General features: G+C 71.7%; 17 protein-coding genes. 10 read left to right on the forward strand and 7 right to left on the reverse strand.

Going from position 1 to position 16,189, the window contains the following annotated elements:
• Positions 1 to 18 precede the first annotated feature (18 nt).
• From AC1DS4_RS17030 to AC1DS4_RS17040, 3 genes are all read left to right on the forward strand, one after another.
• Positions 19 to 753, forward strand: coding sequence for a hypothetical protein (locus tag AC1DS4_RS17030; RefSeq protein ID WP_477633477.1), 735 nt, complete (start codon positions 19 to 21; stop codon positions 751 to 753).
• Entirely contained in the window at positions 750 to 1,490 is a 741-nt protein-coding gene (locus tag AC1DS4_RS17035; RefSeq protein ID WP_477633476.1) for an SDR family NAD(P)-dependent oxidoreductase, read from the forward strand. The genes AC1DS4_RS17030 and AC1DS4_RS17035 overlap by 4 nt, the downstream gene beginning before the upstream one ends.
• A 120-nt stretch (positions 1,491 to 1,610) precedes the next feature.
• Positions 1,611 to 2,252: a malonic semialdehyde reductase gene (locus AC1DS4_RS17040; RefSeq protein WP_477615790.1), complete on the forward strand. Its 642-nt coding sequence runs from the start codon at positions 1,611 to 1,613 to the stop codon at positions 2,250 to 2,252.
• Positions 2,253 to 2,568: 316 nt separating this feature from the next.
• Here AC1DS4_RS17040 and eda read toward each other — a convergent pair whose 3' ends face one another.
• Together eda and edd are read right to left on the reverse strand one after the other, a co-directional pair.
• The gene (gene eda, locus AC1DS4_RS17045) at positions 2,569 to 3,291 is read right to left on the reverse strand and encodes a bifunctional 4-hydroxy-2-oxoglutarate aldolase/2-dehydro-3-deoxy-phosphogluconate aldolase (RefSeq protein ID WP_477633475.1); all 723 of its coding nucleotides are present in this window, start codon (positions 3,289 to 3,291) and stop codon (positions 2,569 to 2,571) included.
• Positions 3,288 to 5,186 (reverse strand): phosphogluconate dehydratase, encoded by a 1,899-nt coding sequence (gene edd / locus AC1DS4_RS17050; RefSeq protein WP_477633474.1) that lies wholly within the window; start codon positions 5,184 to 5,186, stop codon positions 3,288 to 3,290. The genes eda and edd overlap by 4 nt, the downstream gene beginning before the upstream one ends.
• Positions 5,187 to 5,377: 191 nt before the next feature.
• Here edd and AC1DS4_RS17055 point away from each other — a divergent pair, with 191 nt between their 5' ends.
• A complete protein-coding gene (locus tag AC1DS4_RS17055) occupies positions 5,378 to 5,872 on the forward strand; it encodes a phosphate-starvation-inducible PsiE family protein (protein WP_477633473.1) in 495 nt (164 codons plus the stop codon).
• Between the two features lie 26 nt (positions 5,873 to 5,898).
• On the opposite strand, the gene pdxH is transcribed toward AC1DS4_RS17055, so the two are convergent.
• Entirely contained in the window at positions 5,899 to 6,576 is a 678-nt protein-coding gene (pdxH, locus tag AC1DS4_RS17060; protein ID WP_477633472.1) for a pyridoxamine 5'-phosphate oxidase, read from the reverse strand.
• A 93-nt stretch (positions 6,577 to 6,669) separates the two neighbouring features.
• Here pdxH and AC1DS4_RS17065 point away from each other — a divergent pair, with 93 nt between their 5' ends.
• Together AC1DS4_RS17065 and AC1DS4_RS17070 are read left to right on the forward strand one after the other, a co-directional pair.
• Entirely contained in the window at positions 6,670 to 7,071 is a 402-nt protein-coding gene (locus AC1DS4_RS17065; RefSeq protein ID WP_477633471.1) for a hypothetical protein, read from the forward strand.
• A complete protein-coding gene (locus tag AC1DS4_RS17070) occupies positions 7,068 to 7,973 on the forward strand; it encodes an oxygenase MpaB family protein (protein ID WP_477633470.1) in 906 nt (301 codons plus the stop codon). The genes AC1DS4_RS17065 and AC1DS4_RS17070 overlap by 4 nt, the downstream gene beginning before the upstream one ends.
• 108 nt (positions 7,974 to 8,081) lie before the next feature.
• Here AC1DS4_RS17070 and AC1DS4_RS17075 read toward each other — a convergent pair whose 3' ends face one another.
• Entirely contained in the window at positions 8,082 to 8,816 is a 735-nt protein-coding gene (locus tag AC1DS4_RS17075) for a hypothetical protein (protein WP_477624318.1), read from the reverse strand.
• A 196-nt stretch (positions 8,817 to 9,012) separates the two neighbouring features.
• Here AC1DS4_RS17075 and AC1DS4_RS17080 point away from each other — a divergent pair, with 196 nt between their 5' ends.
• The gene (locus tag AC1DS4_RS17080) at positions 9,013 to 10,236 is read left to right on the forward strand and encodes a sensor histidine kinase (RefSeq protein ID WP_477633469.1); all 1,224 of its coding nucleotides are present in this window, start codon (positions 9,013 to 9,015) and stop codon (positions 10,234 to 10,236) included.
• 10 nt (positions 10,237 to 10,246) lie between these two features.
• Positions 10,247 to 10,912, forward strand: a complete 666-nt coding sequence (locus tag AC1DS4_RS17085; RefSeq protein WP_477615799.1) for a response regulator — start codon at positions 10,247 to 10,249, stop codon at positions 10,910 to 10,912.
• Positions 10,913 to 11,059: 147 nt separating this feature from the next.
• Here AC1DS4_RS17085 and AC1DS4_RS17090 read toward each other — a convergent pair whose 3' ends face one another.
• Complete coding sequence (locus tag AC1DS4_RS17090) at positions 11,060 to 12,334, reverse strand: MFS transporter (protein WP_477633468.1); 1,275 nt, start codon at positions 12,332 to 12,334, stop codon at positions 11,060 to 11,062.
• Positions 12,335 to 12,394: 60 nt separating this feature from the next.
• Between AC1DS4_RS17090 and AC1DS4_RS17095 the strand changes: the two genes are divergently transcribed.
• Complete coding sequence (locus tag AC1DS4_RS17095) at positions 12,395 to 13,276, forward strand: NYN domain-containing protein (protein ID WP_477615801.1); 882 nt, start codon at positions 12,395 to 12,397, stop codon at positions 13,274 to 13,276.
• A 61-nt stretch (positions 13,277 to 13,337) separates the two neighbouring features.
• Here AC1DS4_RS17095 and AC1DS4_RS17100 read toward each other — a convergent pair whose 3' ends face one another.
• Together AC1DS4_RS17100 and AC1DS4_RS17105 are read right to left on the reverse strand one after the other, a co-directional pair.
• Positions 13,338 to 14,258 carry an alpha/beta fold hydrolase gene (locus AC1DS4_RS17100; protein WP_477633467.1) on the reverse strand — a complete coding sequence of 307 codons (921 nt, stop codon included), beginning with the start codon at positions 14,256 to 14,258 and terminating at the stop codon, positions 13,338 to 13,340.
• Between the two features lie 87 nt (positions 14,259 to 14,345).
• Positions 14,346 to 14,945, reverse strand: a complete 600-nt coding sequence (locus tag AC1DS4_RS17105) for a pentapeptide repeat-containing protein (protein ID WP_477615803.1) — start codon at positions 14,943 to 14,945, stop codon at positions 14,346 to 14,348.
• A gap of 91 nt (positions 14,946 to 15,036) precedes the next feature.
• On the opposite strand from AC1DS4_RS17105, the gene AC1DS4_RS17110 reads away from it, so the two are divergent.
• Positions 15,037 to 16,134 carry a citrate synthase 2 gene (locus AC1DS4_RS17110; protein WP_477633466.1) on the forward strand — a complete coding sequence of 366 codons (1,098 nt, stop codon included), beginning with the start codon at positions 15,037 to 15,039 and terminating at the stop codon, positions 16,132 to 16,134.
• Positions 16,135 to 16,189: the final 55 nt, after the last annotated feature.

Raw genomic sequence — 16,189 nt, forward strand, 5'->3', positions numbered from 1 at the left:
ACGAGTAGGTTCGGGCCCATGAGATTCGTCGTGCCCGCCCGCTTCTGCGGCCCACCCGAGTCAGGCAACGGAGGCTGGGTCAGCGGGCACGCGGCTGCCCTGCTCCAACCCGGCCCCGACGAAGCCGTCACCGTGCGCCTGCGCACCCCTCCCCCGCTCGATCGGGAGCTGACGGTGCAGACGGGTTCGATGGGGGGCCACCGCACGCTCGAGGTCCACGACGGCGAGCACCCCGTCGTGGAGGCGACGACGACCGCGGAACTGGACGCGGGCGGCATACCGGCTGCTGTGTCGTTCGCCGAGGCCACGACGGCGGGCGAGGGCTATGAAGGACTGGCCGCCCACCCGTTCCCCACCTGCTTCTCGTGCGGCACGGGTCGCGCGGCCGGCGACGGCCTGCGGCTCCAGCCCGCTCGGGTCGCGGGCGGCGACGGTGAGTATGCCGCCGCCTGGCGCCCCGGCGCGGACGTCGACCTCGAGACGGTGTGGGCTGCGCTGGACTGCCCCGGCGGCTGGGCCTCGGGGATCGCCGGCCGACCGATGGTGCTCGGCACGATGACCGCTCAGGTGTCGACCCTGCCGAACCCCGGCGACGAGTACGTGGTCATGGCGTGGCAGCGCGGCGGCGAGGGCCGCAAGTACCTGAGCGGGACTGCCCTGTATGCCGCGGACGGAAGCCTGCTCGCGCAGGCCGAGGCGACGTGGATCGCCGTCGACCCCACAGCAGTTCGACCCGCCGGAGGTGCCGCATGAGCAAGCTCGCAGTCGTGACCGGGGCCAGCAGCGGCATCGGTGAGGCGACCGCTCGGCAGCTGGCGGCCGACGGGTTCGGGGTGGTGTGCGCGGCCCGTCGTCGCGACCGGATCGAGGCCTTGGCGTCCGAGATCGGCGGCCGCGCGGTGGTCTGCGACGTGACGTCGGCCGACGACGTGGCGCGGCTGGCGGCGGAGGTCGGCGACCGCCTGGACGTGCTGGTCAACAACGCGGGTGGCGCGCTCGGGCTCGCCCCGGCCGCCGACACCGAGGTCGCCGACTGGCGCGGGATGTTCGAGTCCAACGTGATCGGCACCCTGCAGGTCACCCAGGCGCTGCTGCCGGCCCTGATCGCCTCGGGCGCAGGGACGATCGTCAACGTCGGGTCGATCGCCGGACACGTGGCGTACGAGGGCGGTTCGGGTTACGTCGCCGCCAAGCACGCGGTCGCAGCCCTGACCCAGACGCTGCGGCTCGAGCTCGTCGACCAGCCGGTCCGGGTCGAGGAGATCGCACCCGGGATGGTGCGCACGGAGGAGTTCGCCCTGACGCGGTTCGGCGGGGACCAGGCGCGGGCCGACGCAGTCTATTCAGGGGTGTCGGAGCCCCTGGTGGCCCAGGACATCGCCGAGGCGATCGGCTGGATGGTCGGGCGCCCGGCCCACGTGAACATCGACCTGCTCGTCATCAAGCCCCGCATCCAGGCCGCTCCGCACAAGGTGCACCGCGACGCCTGACCCGCGGGATGGTGGGCGCCGAGCGGGCCGGTTCCTGCTGCCTGCTTACTGCTTTCCTGCTGCCTGACCTGCGCTTTCATGGTTGAGGAATGCAACCATGAAATTGAGTGTTCAACGACCATGACCCAGACCCATGACTCCCTGACCGAGCTCGAGGCCCAGTTCGTCGACCACCTCGAGCTCTCCCCCGAGGCTCAGGACCTGCTGTTCCGCGATGCCCGCACCGCCAACGCCTTCACCGACGAGCCCGTCACCGAGGACCAGGTGCGCGCCATCTACGACCTCGTGAAGTGGGCTCCCACCTCGATGAACAACCAGCCGCTGCGGATCGTCCTCGTGCGGACCCCCGAGGCGCGCGGCCGGCTGGTCGAGCTGATGGGCGGCAACAACAAGGCGAAGACGTCGACCGCTCCCCTGGTCGCCGTGCTGGCCGCCGACACCGACTTCCACGACGAGCTCGGCAAGGTCTTCCCGCACTTCGAGGGTGCGCGCGACCTGTTCGCGGGCAACGACGAGATGCGCGAGGGTTCGGCCACCCTCAACGCCACCCTGCAGGTCGCCTACTTCATCCTGGGCGTCCGCGCGGCCGGCCTGGCTGCCGGCCCGATGACCGGGTTCGACGCCGACGGCGTGGACCGCGAGTTCTTCCCTGACGGCGCCCACCGCACGATCGCCGTGGTCAACATCGGTCGCCCCGCCGAGGGCGCCTGGATGGACCGGCTGCCGCGCCTCGACTACGACGAGGTCGTCACCTCCGTCTGACCCGCGCGCATTTCCCTTCCTAAAAACCGTTGCACCAGCCGACCTTCCCGAATTAGCGTCGAGCTACACGGAAGGGAGGTGGTCCAAGAAGTGATTTCAATTTGGACGCGTGAGGTGACTGCGCGCTAGCGCACCTCGACTGCTCGAGGTCCGCCATCCGGCGCAATCCCCAGCAGTTCACCGCAGCCCGTGGGCCGTGCAGGTCGTCCCCTGCGCACGCCGAGCCGATCGTTGTCGGCACGGCAAGGCCCGCGGGCTGTTCCATGCCCGGCCGCTGGCAACGAGTCGCCCCCTCCTGCGACTCGTTTTCCGCGCGTCAGGGCTGGCGGAGAGCCGCGGCCTCGGCGGCGAGGGCCTCGATGCGGTCCCAGTCCCCTTGTGCCACAGCTTCCTTCGGCGTCAGCCAGGACCCGCCGACGCAGCCGACGTTCGGCAGCGCCAGCCACGCGGCCGCCGTCTCGGGCGTGATCCCACCCGTCGGGCAGAACCGCAGGTGCGGACACGGCCCGCTCACGGCAGACAGATAGGGGCGCCCGCCGCTCGCCTCGGCCGGGAAGAACTTCATCGCCTCGAGCCCGGCCTCGGCCAGGACGAGCATCTCCGTCAGGGTGCCGGCACCCGCCAGCAGCGGCAGGCCGCTGGCCAGCGCGGCGTCGAGCAGGCGCGGCGGCGATCCCGGGGTGACCAGGAACTGCGCCCCTGCGTCCTTGACCTGCTGCACCTGCTCGGGCGTGACCACCGTGCCCGCGCCGACGACCATGCCCTCGACCTGCGAGGCCACCGCCTCTATCGCGCCGAGGCCGGCTTCGCTGCGCAGCGTGATCTCGATGACGGGTATGCCGCCGCGCACCAGCGCCCGCGCCAGCGGCACCGCCTGCTCGACGGAGTCCACCACGACCACCGGGATGACCGGGGCCAGGTCGAGGATGTCCGCCTCGCTGTGCAGGACCGGCGTGGTCGGGGTGGCCGGCGCGTGCGCCGCGTCCCGCGTGGTCGCGGCCGCCGGGCTCGCGCCGGTCAGGGTGTTGGCGGTGGTCATCGGTTCTCCTCGTGGCTGACGAACGGGGCATTGTCGCTTCGGTCCCAGACGTGACCGAGGCTGCCGAACACGTGGGCTCCCTCGTCGGCGCGGCCGACGGCGGCCCGCATGGACGCGAACAGCTCGCGCCCGGTGCCGACCCCCTCCGCGCTGACCCGCGGGGACGGGACCCGGGCGGCGAACTCGTCCTCGTCGACGAGGACGTCCAACCGGCCGGTGAGCGAGTCGACCCTGATGACGTCGCCATCCTGGATCTTCGAGATCGGCCCGGCGTGCACCGACTCGGGGGTCACGTGGATGGCCGCCGGGATGGCTCCCGACGCCCCGCTCATGCGGCCGTCGGTGACCAGCGCCACGGCATACCCACGCTTTTGGAGGACTCCGAGCGAAGGGGTCAGGGCGTGCAGCTCAGGCATGCCGTTGGCACTGGGGCCCTGCTCGCGGATCACGACGATGACGTCGCGGTCGAGCTCGCGCCGGGAGAAGGCCTGGAGGAAGCCGACCTGGTCGGTGAAGACGCGCGCCGGCGCCTCGATGACCCGGTGCTCCTCCGCCACGGCCGACACCTTGATGACCGCGTGGCCCAGGCTGCCTCCGAGGACACGGAGCCCGCCGTCGACGGTGAACGGGTCGTTGGCCGGGCGCAGCACGTCCCGGTCGCCGGATTCCGTTGCCGCGTCGACGAACCCGAGCTGACCACCGATCAACACCGGCCGCTGGGTGTAGCGCCGCAGCCCGGGCCCTGCCACGGTGAGCACGTCCTCGTGGAGCAGGCCGTGGTCGAGCAGGGTGCCCACGAGGAACGGCGTGCCGCCGGCCGCATGGAAGTGGTTCACGTCGGCGGGGCCGTTGGGGTAGATCCGGGCGATGGACGGAACCGCAGCCGACAGGTCGTCGAAGTCCTCCCACGTCAGGTCGATCCCCGCGGCGGCTGCCATCGAGATGAGGTGCATCGTGTGGTTGGTCGAGCCGCCGGTCGCCAGGAGGGCGACGACCCCGTTGACGACCGTCTTCTCGTCCACGACCTGGCCGATGCCGTACGGCGCGTCGGACGCGGCGATCTCGGCGACTCGGGCCGTCGTCGCCGCGGTGAGCGCCTCGCGCAACGGGTCGTCGGGGTGGACGAACGCCGCCCCGGGCAGGTGCAGGCCCATGACGTCCATGAGCATCTGGTTGGAGTTCGCGGTGCCGTAGAAGGTGCAGGTGCCCGGCGAGTGGTAGGACGCCACCTCGCTCGCGAGCAGCTCGTCGCGCCCGACCTCGCCGGCGGCGAAGGCCTTGCGGGTCTCGGACTTGTCCGCGTTGGAGCGGCCCGACGCCATCGGTCCGGCCGGCACGAGGGCGGTCGGCAGGTGCCCGAACGACAGGGCGCCGGCCACGAGCCCGGGGACGATCTTGTCGCAGACGCCCAGCATGAGGACGCCGTCGAACACGTCGTGGCTGAGCGCGATGGCGGCCGACATCGCGATGACGTCGCGGCTGAAGAGGCTGAGCTCCATGCCCGCGCGGCCCTGGGTGATGCCGTCACACATTGCGGGCACACCGCCGGCGACGCGGGCCACAGCCCCGACCTCGCGGGCGGTCTGCTTCATGGCGGCGGGGTAGTGCTCGAACGGCGCGTGCGCCGAGAGCATGTCGTTGTAGGACGTGATGATCCCGAGGCTGACGCCGGTGTCGGCAGCCATGGTGGTCCGGTCGCTGCCGCCGCACGCGGCGACCGCGTGGGCGAGGTTGGAGCAACCGAGGTCGGTGCGCGCCGGGCGCAGGCTCAGCTCGGAGGCGGCCCGGGAGAGGCGTTGCAGGTATGCCGTGCGGCTGGCACGGCTGCGGTCGGTCACCCGGGCGGTGACGTCGGCGACGACGGGGTGGATCGCGGGGTGGCTGGCGGGCGCCATGGGGCTCCTGAGGGGATTCGGCGGTCGGGGTTGGGACCGCGCGAACGGCATCTTTGGCGCGCGCGTGTGATTCAGTTCACAAGTGTGACGGCGACCCGGGATCCGGCAATGGCCATCCCGGCATACGGACCGGTAGCCCTGCGAGTGACGGACGAGTGACGGATCAGCGCAGGTCGGTCAGGATGTCGGTCATGACGGACTTGATCGAACGGACCATCGAGCGGGTCGAGAACGTCATCTACCTCGCCGTGGCTGTGGTCCTGTTCGCCATCGCCGCCGTCGTGATCGGCAAGACCGTGCTGACCTTCGGGGACCTCGGCAGCGGCGGGGTCGTGGAAGTGGCCGCCGACATCCTCGACCTGCTGCTCCTCGTCTTCATCGTCGTCGAGCTGCTCTTCGCCGTGCGAACCACCCTGTCCCGGCGCGAGCTCGTGGCCGAGCCCTTCCTCCTCGTCGGGATCATCGCCTCCATCAAGGAGATCGTGGTGCTGTCGGTCAAGGCGCCGGACCTGCTGGGCAAGCCCGAGTTCACCGACACGCTGCGGCTCATGGGACTGCTGACGGGCACGATCATCCTGCTGGCGCTGGCGTCGTTCCTGTTGCGGCGCAAGGAGCGAGAGCCCAGCGAGGGCGCCAACTCCGGCCACGGCGACACCGAGGTGCAGACCGAGGCCCACCCGACCTGACCGCCCCAACCACCGTTCAGCGGACGTCAGGGTTGGCGACGGGACAGTGCCCAGGCGGCCGCGTCGTCCAGCGAACCCTTCCCCACCCTGCTGAAGACGAGCCGGTCGTGCAGCCGGTTGCGCCGGCCACCCCAGAACTCGACCTCGTCGCAGAGCACGCGGTAGCCGCCCCAGAACTCGGGCACGGGCACGTCGTCCGCGTTCCCTCGGTCGGGGAACTGCGCGGCATACCTGTCGTAGGCCTGCTCGAGGCCGGCGCGACCCTCGATCGGCTGGGACTGTCGCGAGGCCCACGCGGAGATGCGAGAGGCCCACGGCCGTGACCCGAAGTAGCCGGCAACCTCTTCGCGGGAGACCTCCTGCGCCACGCCTCGGAACCGGATCGCCCGGAACATCGCCGGCCAGGTCAGCGCCGCGGCGACCCCGCCGGTGGCGGCGATCTCGAGTCCCTTCGTGGACTCGGTGCCGGTGACGAACCCCGGACCGCGCTCGTCGAAGAACCGCATCAACACGGTCCGCACGTTGGGGCGTCCCTCGGCGTCGACGGTGGCGACCGAGAGGGCGTACGGCTCGGGAACGTCGGCCTGGACCTGCGAGCGCGCCACCGCCTCGTCGACCCAGCGCCTGGCCTGTTGCCACGGCGTGGGCGCGATGTCGGCCTCGGAGATTCCGTCGCCGCTGTAGTCGGTGCGAGCAGTGTCCATGGGAACAGTGTCCACGCGCCGTACGTCTCCCATGACACGGGACCAGGGGCCCGAGATTAGGGTGAAGGCCGGACCAGACGTCAGGGAGGCAGCATGCCCAGCAAAGGCAAGGCCGTCGGCAACCTCGTGAAGTGGGGCGTGAAGTACGGCCCCCACGTGGTCGTGCTGGCCCAGCAGGCCAAGGAGCCGGCGATGAAAGCCGCTCAGACGGCACTGGACCGGCAACGGGCCAGGCGCCGGGCGATCGAGCACGCGGCGACGGTGCGTGAGGGCACCGTGCTCAAGACGTTCGACCCGCGGGCGGACCACAGCGAACCGGTGTGGGTGGTCTTCTCGGCCGACGACCCCATCGCTGCCCACCCCACCTCCACCACCCCGCTGGCCGAGCTGATCGCCAACAGCGACCTGTCCAAGCGCGTCCGCCCGGCGGACCTCCCCACCCCGGCCGCACGCCTCAAGCAGCTCCCCCGCCGCCGGAACGGACGATCGCGATGACGCTGCTGGCGCCGATGGCCGACGGGGCTCGGCGCCAGCTCGCCCACGCGCTGCGCTCCAGGGTCGCCGGCAGTGACGCCCAGGCCAAGGCCGAGCGCATCTGGGGAGCCGAGGGACCGCGCTGGTTCACGCCGGAGGACCCGATCTGGCGGGTGCACGCCGACGCCGCGATGTTCCCCGGCGGCATCCGGGCGCTCCTGCTGCAGTCGCTGCACCCGCTCGCCATGGCGGGCGTCGCCGGGCACTCGGGCTACAAGGGCGACCCGTGGGGGCGGCTGCAGCGGACCAGCGAGTTCCTGGCCACGACGACCTTCGGCACCATCGACCACGCAGAGGAACAGATCGCCCGGGTCCGGTCGATCCACGACCGGGTGCGCGGCAAGGCGGCCGACGGTCGCCCCTACTCCGCCGGCGACCCGCACCTGCTGAAGTGGGTGCACGCGACCGAGGCCGACAGCTTCCTCACCGCCTACCAGCGCTACGCCGTGTCGCCGCTGAGCGCTGCCGAGGCCGACCTCTACGTGCAGCAGGGCGGCATCGTCGCCAGCGCGCTCGGGGTGGTCGACCCGCCGACGACCGTGGCTGGGCTGCGCTCGACCATCGAGGGCTACCGGCCCGAGCTCGAGTCGACTGCAGCGGCTCGTGAGGCGGCGCGGTTCCTGCTCGTCCACCCACCGCTGCCGCTGGCCGCCCGACCCGGGTATGCCGCGTTGGCAGCGGGCGCCGTGGCGATGCTCCCGCGGTGGGCCAGGCAGCCGTTGCGGCTGCCGTGGCTGCCTGTGACCGAGCGGCTGGTCGGGCGCCCCCTCGGTGGGGTGGCGACGTCGACGGTGCGCTGGGCGATGGCGGACGCGACCGACGAACGCCGCCGCGCCGCCTTGCGCCGGGGCAGCTCCGTCTGACGGACGGGTTCCGCCGGCTGGCGCTGGCCGGAACAAGCGGTGTGCCGCGCGGCTGAGCCAGCCACGCGGCATACCTGCTGTTGTTGCTCGGTTGGGGGTTGCTCTGGTTCAGGCGAGCCGGCTGCGCTGGAGCAGCCGCAGCCCGACGAGCGCGAACGGCGAGAACCCGACGAGCACACAGGCTGCGGCGACGAGCGGGCTCGTTGCGCCGAAGACCATCAGCCCCGCGACACCGGTGACGATCAGCCCCAGGGTCCACCAGCCAAGGACCCCCGCACGGGCCAGGCCCGCCAGCAGGAGCAGCGGCCCCACCAGGCTGAGCGGCTCGGTGCCGTCCCAGAAGGGCAGCAGCGACCCGGTCTTGAAGCCGCGGAACACCTCGACAGCCTGCTCGGAGCTGAGGTGCGTGCCGGCGGAGGCGTTCCACCAGTCGCTGAGGACCATCCCCGATACGTTCGCGAACCCGATGGCGGTGGCGAGGGCTCCCGCGACAGCGAGGCGCAGGCCGCGGGCGCCGCGCACCAGGCTCGGTCCGGCGAGGATGCCGAGGGCGATCACGAGGTTGCCGTAGTGCAGGAACAGCGCCGAGATCTGCGTCATCGTCGTGTCCCGCGTCAGCGAGGAGATGTAGTCGGCGTCGGCCATGCTCTCCTGCGGCGGAGAGGTGAACATGCCACCCGCCCACAGCAGGGGGCCTGCGACGAGGGCGATCCCGGCGGCGACCGCCATCGCGCGACCGGGCGCCCGGCGCGGGTGGTCGGCGGTGGTCTCGTCGCGGGTGGTGCGGTCGCGGGTGGTGTGGTCGCGGGTGGTGAGCGAGGTCCGTGGGGTCGTGGTGGTCACGGTGTGTCCTTTTCGTGAGGTGGCCCGTGGGCCGTCGCCGGCTCTCGGCGCTGCACCAACGGTCCCGGCGGTCCCCCTCAGCGCAGATCCGTCGAGGGGGACCGTCTTCGCCTCCCCCTCGAGGCGGAGCTGGACACGCTGCCGCTCCTCCTCAAGTGGGATACGCGTGCTCGGCGGGCGCCCTACTGTTTTCGCCATGTCTCGAGCCGCCGCCCTCCGCGACCACCGCGTGGTGCCCGTCGTGGCCGCGGTCGCCCTGGGCCTGCTCGGTCTCGTGGAAGCGTGGTCCGATCCCCAGTTCCGGCCGCACTTCGGTGCCCTCGCCATCGCGTCAGGAGTCATCGCCGCCGGCTTCCTGGTGGCCGTCCGCTGGCCGGTTGCCGGTGCCGTCGTGGTCGCCTGCTTCTATCCCCTCGCCACCCTGCTCGGCGCCCCCGGCCCGGGTGGTGCCGGCCTCATCGCCTCGCTCGTGGCCATGGCGTATGCCGGCTTCGCGGCATCCCCGCGCACGTCCCGCATCGCCGCCGTCGCCTCTGTGGCGGTGTTCATCGCCACCGAGGCCCTGCGCAACGGACTGGGCTGGGACACGGTCTTCTTCCCCGCGGTGTTCGTGCCGGCTTGGTGGGTCGGCACCCTGGTGCGGCGGGAGCGCGAGCGCAGCCGCCAGGTCATCGCCCTCGCCACGGAGCTCGACGCGCAGCGCGAAGCCAGCGCTCGCGCCGCGGTGGTCGAGGAACGGGCCCGCATCGCGCGTGAGGTCCACGACTCGGTGGCGCACTCGGTCAGCGTCATGACGCTGCAGCTCGGCGGCCTGCGGCGCCAACTCGACGCAGTGCTGGTCGACCACCCCGTGGAGCGCGACGTGATGCTGGGGCTCGAGCGGCTCGGCCGTCAGTCGGTCGAGGAGCTCCGCGCCACCGTGGGCATCCTCCGCGAGCCGGGTGATACCGCCATCGGAGCCCCTCCCCCTGCGCTGGCCCGGCTGGAGGACCTGGTCGGCGACGTGCGCGCCACCGGCCTGGAGGTGTCCCTCGAGGTGAGTGGCCCGCTCGACGGGCTGCCCAAGGCGCTCGACACCGCGGCATACCGGATCGTCCAGGAGGCGCTCAGCAACGTCCTGCGGCACGCACCGGGAGCGCATGCTGTCGTGCGGGTCGTCAACGACGGCACCGTGGTTCGCCTCACCGTGACCGACGACGGGCGCGGCTCCGGTCGCGCCGGTGTCACCGACCGGGACACCCCCACCACCGCGGACGGGGCGCACGGCGGCCACGGCGGCCACGGCGGCCACGGCGGCCACGGCATCGTGGGCATGCGCGAGCGGGTGGACATGCTCGGCGGGAGCATCTCCGTCGGGCCGGTGCCCGGCGGAGGGTTCGAGGTCGACGTGCGGCTGCCGGTCTCGCGGGAGTGGCAGTGAGGGAGGGGTCGTGAGCATCCGGGTGCTGCTGGTGGACGACGAGGCGATGGTGCGTGTCGGGCTGCGCATGGTGCTGAGTGCCGAGCCCGACATCGAGGTCGTGGGAGAGATCGGGGACGGTGAGGCCGCCGAAGCCGCCGCGCTCGAGCTGGCTCCGGACGTCGTGCTGATGGACGTCCGCATGCCCAGGCTCGACGGGATCGAGGCGGCTCGCCGGGTGATGGCCGCCCGGCCGCAGACGCGCGTGGTGATCCTGACGACGTTCGGCGAGGACGAGTACGTCGAGGGGGCGCTGCGCTCCGGCGTCAGCGGGTTCCTCCTCAAGGTGTCGCCGCCGGAGCAGCTGGTGGCAGCGGTGCGGACGGTCGCCTCCGGGGGTGGTCTGCTGGACCCGTCGGTGACGTTGCGGGTCATCGAGCGGTTCGCCGGCGCTCCCACTCCGCGGACCGTCCGCTCCTCGGCGCTGGACGCGCTGACCGAGCGCGAGCGCGACGTGCTGACCCTGATCGCGAGGGGACTGTCGAACGCCGAGATCGCCGCAGATCTCTACCTCGGCGAGGCCACCGTCAAGACGCACGTGTCGAACGTGCTGATGAAGCTCAGGCTCCGCGACCGGGTGCAGGCCGTCGTGGCTGCCTACGAGCTGGGCCTGGTCGCGCCCGGGGGCCCGGGCTAGTCACCACTGGCGGTCGGCAGCGGAGTTTCGGGCGAGTGGCCGAAAGTTGGGCCCCACCGGGCGGCGCGGGCCGGGAGTTTCGGGCGAGTGGCCGAAAGTTGGACCCCACCGGGGGGACAGATGCGGCGGAAGGGTTACGGCTAGGCGCTAGGGCACGGGGTGGCGGGCGTCGTAGCGCACGAAGCCCGGCTGCAACCGGCCCAGCACGACGATGGCGAGCACACAGGCGAGGCCGCCGACGACCGCGGTCATCGCCTCGCCGATTCCGCTGGCGAGGAAGCCACCCGCCATCTCACCCAGCCTCGGCCCGCCCGCCACCACGACGATGAAGACGCCCTGCAGCCGCCCGCGCAGGTGGTCCGGTGTGGCGGCCTGCAGGATCGTCGTCCGGAACACGGCGCTCACCGAGTCCGAGGCGCCGGCCACCGCCATGGCCACCAGCCCGAGCCACAGCGCCGCCCCCTTGGACATCACCCCACCGGCCGCCAGCATGGCGGCCCCGAAGCCGGCGATGGCGAAGCCCCAGCCCACGATCGACACCAGGATCGCCAGGCCCTGACGACGCACGTGTCCGAGCCGGCCGGAGAAGAACATGGCGACGATCCCACCCACCGCCGCCGCCGCCGACAGCGCCCCCACCGTCTTGGCCCCGCCTCCGAAGATGATTGCGCCGGCAGCCGGGAACAGCACCCGAGGCTGGGCCAGCAGCATCGCGCAGATGTCGGCGACGAAGGTCATGCGCACATTGGGTCGCGTTGCCAGGAAAGCGAATCCGTCGAGAACCGACCGCAGTCCGGGCCGGCTCGGGGCTGCCCCCTCCTCAGGCTCAGGGGGCAGGGGCTGCAGCCGGGCCAGCCCCCAGAGCGCGGCTGTCGTGATGACCGCGTCGGTCGTGTAGGCCGCCTTGGAACCGCCCCAGTCGACGAGGAAGCCGGCCATGAGCGGTCCAACGGACATCGACGCGTTCATCGCGAACACGGACAAGGCGTTCGCCGCCGGCAGCAGGTCGCGCGGCAGGATCCGCGGGTAGATCGAGGTGCGGGCCGGTGACGAGACCGCGAACGCGCCGTTCCACAACGCCACCAACGCATAGAGCACCCACACGTGCGTGTTGCCGAGCCAGGCCTGAAGCGCGCACAGGATGCTCGAGACGAACGCCACCGCCTGGGCGATGAGGCCGACGGTGCGCCGGTCGAAGTGGTCGACGAGCGTGCCGCCATAGAGGCCCATGACCACCAGCGGCACCAGCGCGCAGAACCCCACGATCCCCACCGCCGCAGTCGATCTGGTGATCTCGTAGACCTGCAGACCGATGGCCACGACAGCCAGCTGCGAGCCCACGTTCGAGAGGGTGAACCCGACATACAGCCGCCGGTATGCCGCGTGGCTCCGTAGCGGGGTCAGGTCCAGGAGCAGCGGCACGAAGAGACTGTATGCCGCGTGGCCACGCTCGCGGCGCCGGGTGCCGTAGCGTCGGGCCCCATGGACCCCCGCGCCCGGATCGCCCTGCTCATCGACGCCGACAACTCCTCGGCGACGAAGATCGACCTGATCCTCAACGAGCTCAGCGCCTACGGCGAGACCAGCATCCGCCGCGCCTACGGCAACTGGACCAAGGCCGGGCTGCGACCCTGGGCCGACGTGCTGCATCCACGGGCAATCCGGCCGATGCAGCAGTACGACTACAGCCGCGGCAAGAACGCCAGCGACATGGCGATGGTCGTCGACGCGATGGCGCTGCTGTACAACGACCACCCCGAGGCGTTCGGGATCGTCTCGTCGGATGCCGACTTCACACCATTGGTCATGCACCTGCGCGAGAAGGGGGCGGCGGTCTACGGGTTCGGCGAGCGCAAGACGCCTGAGCCGTTCCGCTCGGCGTGCACCAAGTTCCTCTTCCTCGACCAGCTCGCTGAGCCCGAGGAGGTGGGCGACGCGACCGCCATCACGGACGCTGCTCCCAACGGCACAGTCCTCCGCGAACCCGAGCCCGAACCCGGAGCCACAGGCCCCGCGAGCAAGGCGACGGCCACCAAGGCGACAACGAAGAAGGCAGCCGTGAAGAAGGCTGCGGCCCTGCGCAAGGGCGCTGCCGCGCCGGCACGCAAGACGACGACCGAGCTGCGCCAGGACGCGGGCCTGGTGCGGCTGCTGCGCAATGCCGTGTCCCGGGCCGCCGACGACGACGGGTGGGCCAGCGTGGCCGAAGTGGGCAACCGCATCTCGAACCAGTCGTCCTTCGACTCCCGCAACCACGGGTACGCCTCGTTGAGCAAGCTGATCAAGGCGACTGAGCTGTTCGAGGTCCGCACCAACGGCAACGCGATGTCCGTCCGCGACAAGCGCCTGGCCAGGAAGGCCTAGACAGAGCCCGCTCCACCGTCGAACCCGCCGCCTGCGCGGCGGTCAGCCGCCTGCGCGGCGGTCAGCCGCCTGCGGACCGCGCAGCGAGGAACGCGCGGAGGCTCTCGAGCAGGATGCTGCGCGAGGGGCCGATCCACGCGAAGTGGCTGAAGGCGCCAGTCTCGACCAGCGTGCTGCCCGTGATGGTCGCCTCGAAGTCGAGCGCGTGCGCGAAGGCCGCTCCCCCGTCCGTTCGCGACGCGGTGACCAGCGTGGGCACGCTGACGGAGCGCTGGACCCGCTCACGCTCGGACGAGGACGACTCGCGACCCTGGGCGACGTCGAGGACGAAGCCCCTGCCCGAACCCATCGACAGCAGGGTCGCCCGCGCCTGCTCGCGCTGCTTGGGCGACCACGCGTCGAACCACTCACGGACGGGCAGCGTGGACAGCTCGCCCATCATGAGTCGCAGTCCCCGGTCGGTCCGCACCATCGCCCTGGTTGCGGCCCACGTGGCCCGCTCGACCCGAGGGCCGAACACCACCGTGGCCATCGCCCGGTCCCGCTTCGTGTCGGGGAAGACGAGCCTCGACGGCGCGCAGCTGTGGAGGACGAGGCGGTCGGCGAGCTCCGTGGCGACGGCCGTGTGGAGCGCCTGCAGCCCGCCGAAGGAGACACCGACGACCGCGTCGAACCGACTGACCCCCAGGGCTGCCGCGACGTCGACGACCGCAGGGACGAACTGGGCGGCGGTCAGGTCGCCGACTCCGGTCGCGCCGTACCCGGGCCGGCTGACCGTCACGACCTGGTAACCGAGCTCCTGGTAGACGTCCTGCCCGAGCGGAGTCCTCGCCGAGCAGTGGCCTCCCGGGAAGAGCAGGACGTGCCGTTCCGCACTCCACCGTTCGGCACTCCCCCGGTCTGAGCTGCCCCACACGGCCACCTCGACCGGCCCGAGCCCGGTCCGGACCAGCGTGGCACCCGTGGCGGCCGTCCTGTTCACACGGCGAGTGTGGCCCGGCGGCGGAGCAGACGACTCCCTCATCGGGTTGATTTCCGCCGGCCGCGGGCAGACAGGCACTCCGCCCCGCTAGTCGGCGACCTTGATGCCCAGCTCGGCGGCGAGCGCGGGCCCGAGGTCGATCAGCTGCAGCGCCGAGACGGTCGCGCCCCGCAGTCCCGACACACCACGCGGGCCGGCCACCTCGGCCCCGGTCAGGTCGACGTCCTTGAAGGTTCCCTTGGTGAAGTCCGGCGACACCAGCCGCGACCCCTCGAACGTGACCGAGGTGAGCGTGGCGTCGGCGAAGTCGGCCTCCACGAGCTGGCAGTCGACGAAGGCGACGTCGCGAAGCCGGGCCCCACGCAGGTTGAGGAACTCGATCTTGCAGCCCTCGAACCGCACTCGGGACAGCTCCGCCCCGTACATCGCCACGGCACCGAGCCGGGCTCCCTGCACGAGGCAGTCGCTCCACGACGACTCGGCGAGGTCGACGCCCGCTCCGTGCACGGCATACAGGCTGGACTCGGAGAACCGCGAGCGTGGGGCGCGCAGCTCGCTGAGGTCGCACCGCTGGAAGGTGCACTCGAGGAATCGCGAGCCGCCCGCCGCGGACCCGGTCAGGTCCTCGGTGAACACCTCGCCGTCGTAGTCGGTGTCGGCTGTCAGCACTGCGCCATAGTGGCCCATCACCCCGACAGTGCAGAATGAACCAGCCAGTAGGTAACCGGGCGCCACACCAAGGTCGCCCCACCTTCCCCCCAAGGCCGAGAGGACACCGATGTCCGACAGCGACTTCAAGCCGGGCCTCGAGGGCGTCATCGCCTTCGAGTCAGAGATCGCCGAACCCGACAAGGAAGGCGGCTCGCTGCGCTACCGCGGCGTCGACCTCAAGGAACTCGTCGGCACGGTCAGCTTCGGGCAGGTGTGGGGTCTGCTGGTCGACAACGAGTTCGACCCGGGGCTGCCGCCGGCCGAGCCGTTCCCGCTGCCCGTGCACTCCGGCGACATCCGGGTCGACGTGCAGTCCGCACTGGCCCAGCTCGCCCCGTTGTGGGGTTTCAAGCCGTTGCTCGACATCGACGCCGCGCAGGCCCGTGAGGACCTGGCCCGCGCCTCGGTGATGGCGCTGTCGTTCATCGCGCAGTCCGCCCACGGGCAGGGGTCGCCGATGGTGCCGCAGAGTCGCGTCGACGAGGGGCGCACGATCGTCGACCGGTTCATGATCCGCTGGCGCGGCGAGCCCGACCCCAAGCACGTCGAGGCGATCGACGCCTACTTCATCTCCGCCGCCGAGCACGGCATGAACGCCTCGACGTTCACCGCGCGCGTCATCGCCTCGACCGGTGCCGACGTGGCCGCGTGCCTGTCCGGCGCGATCGGCGCCCTGTCCGGCCCCCTTCACGGTGGAGCCCCGTCGCGCGCGCAGCACATGATCGAGGGCGTGGAGCGCAGCGGTGACGCCCGGGCCTACGTCAAGGGTGTGCTCGACCGTGGTGAGCGGCTGATGGGCTTCGGCCACCGCGTCTACCGCGCCTACGACCCCCGCGCCGCCGTGCTGCGCGACACCTGCGAGCGCCTCGGCGCGCCTCGCTTCACGGTGGCCCTCGAGCTCGAACAGGCTGCCCTGGCCGAGCTGCGCGAGCGCCAGCCCGACCGGGTGCTGGAGACCAACGTCGACTACTGGGCCGCGGTGCTGCTCGACTTCGCCGAGGTCCCCGGCGCGATGATGACCCCGCTGTTCGCCGCGGCGCGCACCGCCGGCTGGTCGGCGCACATCCTCGAGCAGAAGAAGACCGGTCGGCTGATCCGGCCCAGCTCGCGCTACATCGGCGAGGCTCCCCGCGGCCTGGACGCCGTCTCCGGCTACCGCGCCTGACGCGTCGTCCGGCGTCGCGCCGAGCCTGATACGTGGTTGCAGAAATGCGAAATGG

This window comes from Pedococcus sp. P3_C7, assembly GCF_056402615.1.

Coding starts and splice junctions, on each gene's coding strand:
- eda (WP_477633475.1), bottom strand. CDS start 3,291: ATGACCACCGCCAACACCCTGACCGGCGCGAGCCCGGCGGCCGCGACC.
- AC1DS4_RS17030 (WP_477633477.1), top strand. CDS start 19: ATGAGATTCGTCGTGCCCGCCCGCTTCTGCGGCCCACCCGAGTCAGGC.
- edd (WP_477633474.1), bottom strand. CDS start 5,186: ATGGCGCCCGCCAGCCACCCCGCGATCCACCCCGTCGTCGCCGACGTC.
- AC1DS4_RS17035 (WP_477633476.1), top strand. CDS start 750: ATGAGCAAGCTCGCAGTCGTGACCGGGGCCAGCAGCGGCATCGGTGAG.
- AC1DS4_RS17040 (WP_477615790.1), top strand. CDS start 1,611: ATGACCCAGACCCATGACTCCCTGACCGAGCTCGAGGCCCAGTTCGTC.
- pdxH (WP_477633472.1), bottom strand. CDS start 6,576: ATGGACACTGCTCGCACCGACTACAGCGGCGACGGAATCTCCGAGGCC.
- AC1DS4_RS17110 (WP_477633466.1), top strand. CDS start 15,037: ATGTCCGACAGCGACTTCAAGCCGGGCCTCGAGGGCGTCATCGCCTTC.
- AC1DS4_RS17095 (WP_477615801.1), top strand. CDS start 12,395: ATGGACCCCCGCGCCCGGATCGCCCTGCTCATCGACGCCGACAACTCC.
- AC1DS4_RS17070 (WP_477633470.1), top strand. CDS start 7,068: ATGACGCTGCTGGCGCCGATGGCCGACGGGGCTCGGCGCCAGCTCGCC.
- AC1DS4_RS17065 (WP_477633471.1), top strand. CDS start 6,670: ATGCCCAGCAAAGGCAAGGCCGTCGGCAACCTCGTGAAGTGGGGCGTG.
- AC1DS4_RS17080 (WP_477633469.1), top strand. CDS start 9,013: ATGTCTCGAGCCGCCGCCCTCCGCGACCACCGCGTGGTGCCCGTCGTG.
- AC1DS4_RS17055 (WP_477633473.1), top strand. CDS start 5,378: ATGACGGACTTGATCGAACGGACCATCGAGCGGGTCGAGAACGTCATC.
- AC1DS4_RS17105 (WP_477615803.1), bottom strand. CDS start 14,945: ATGGGCCACTATGGCGCAGTGCTGACAGCCGACACCGACTACGACGGC.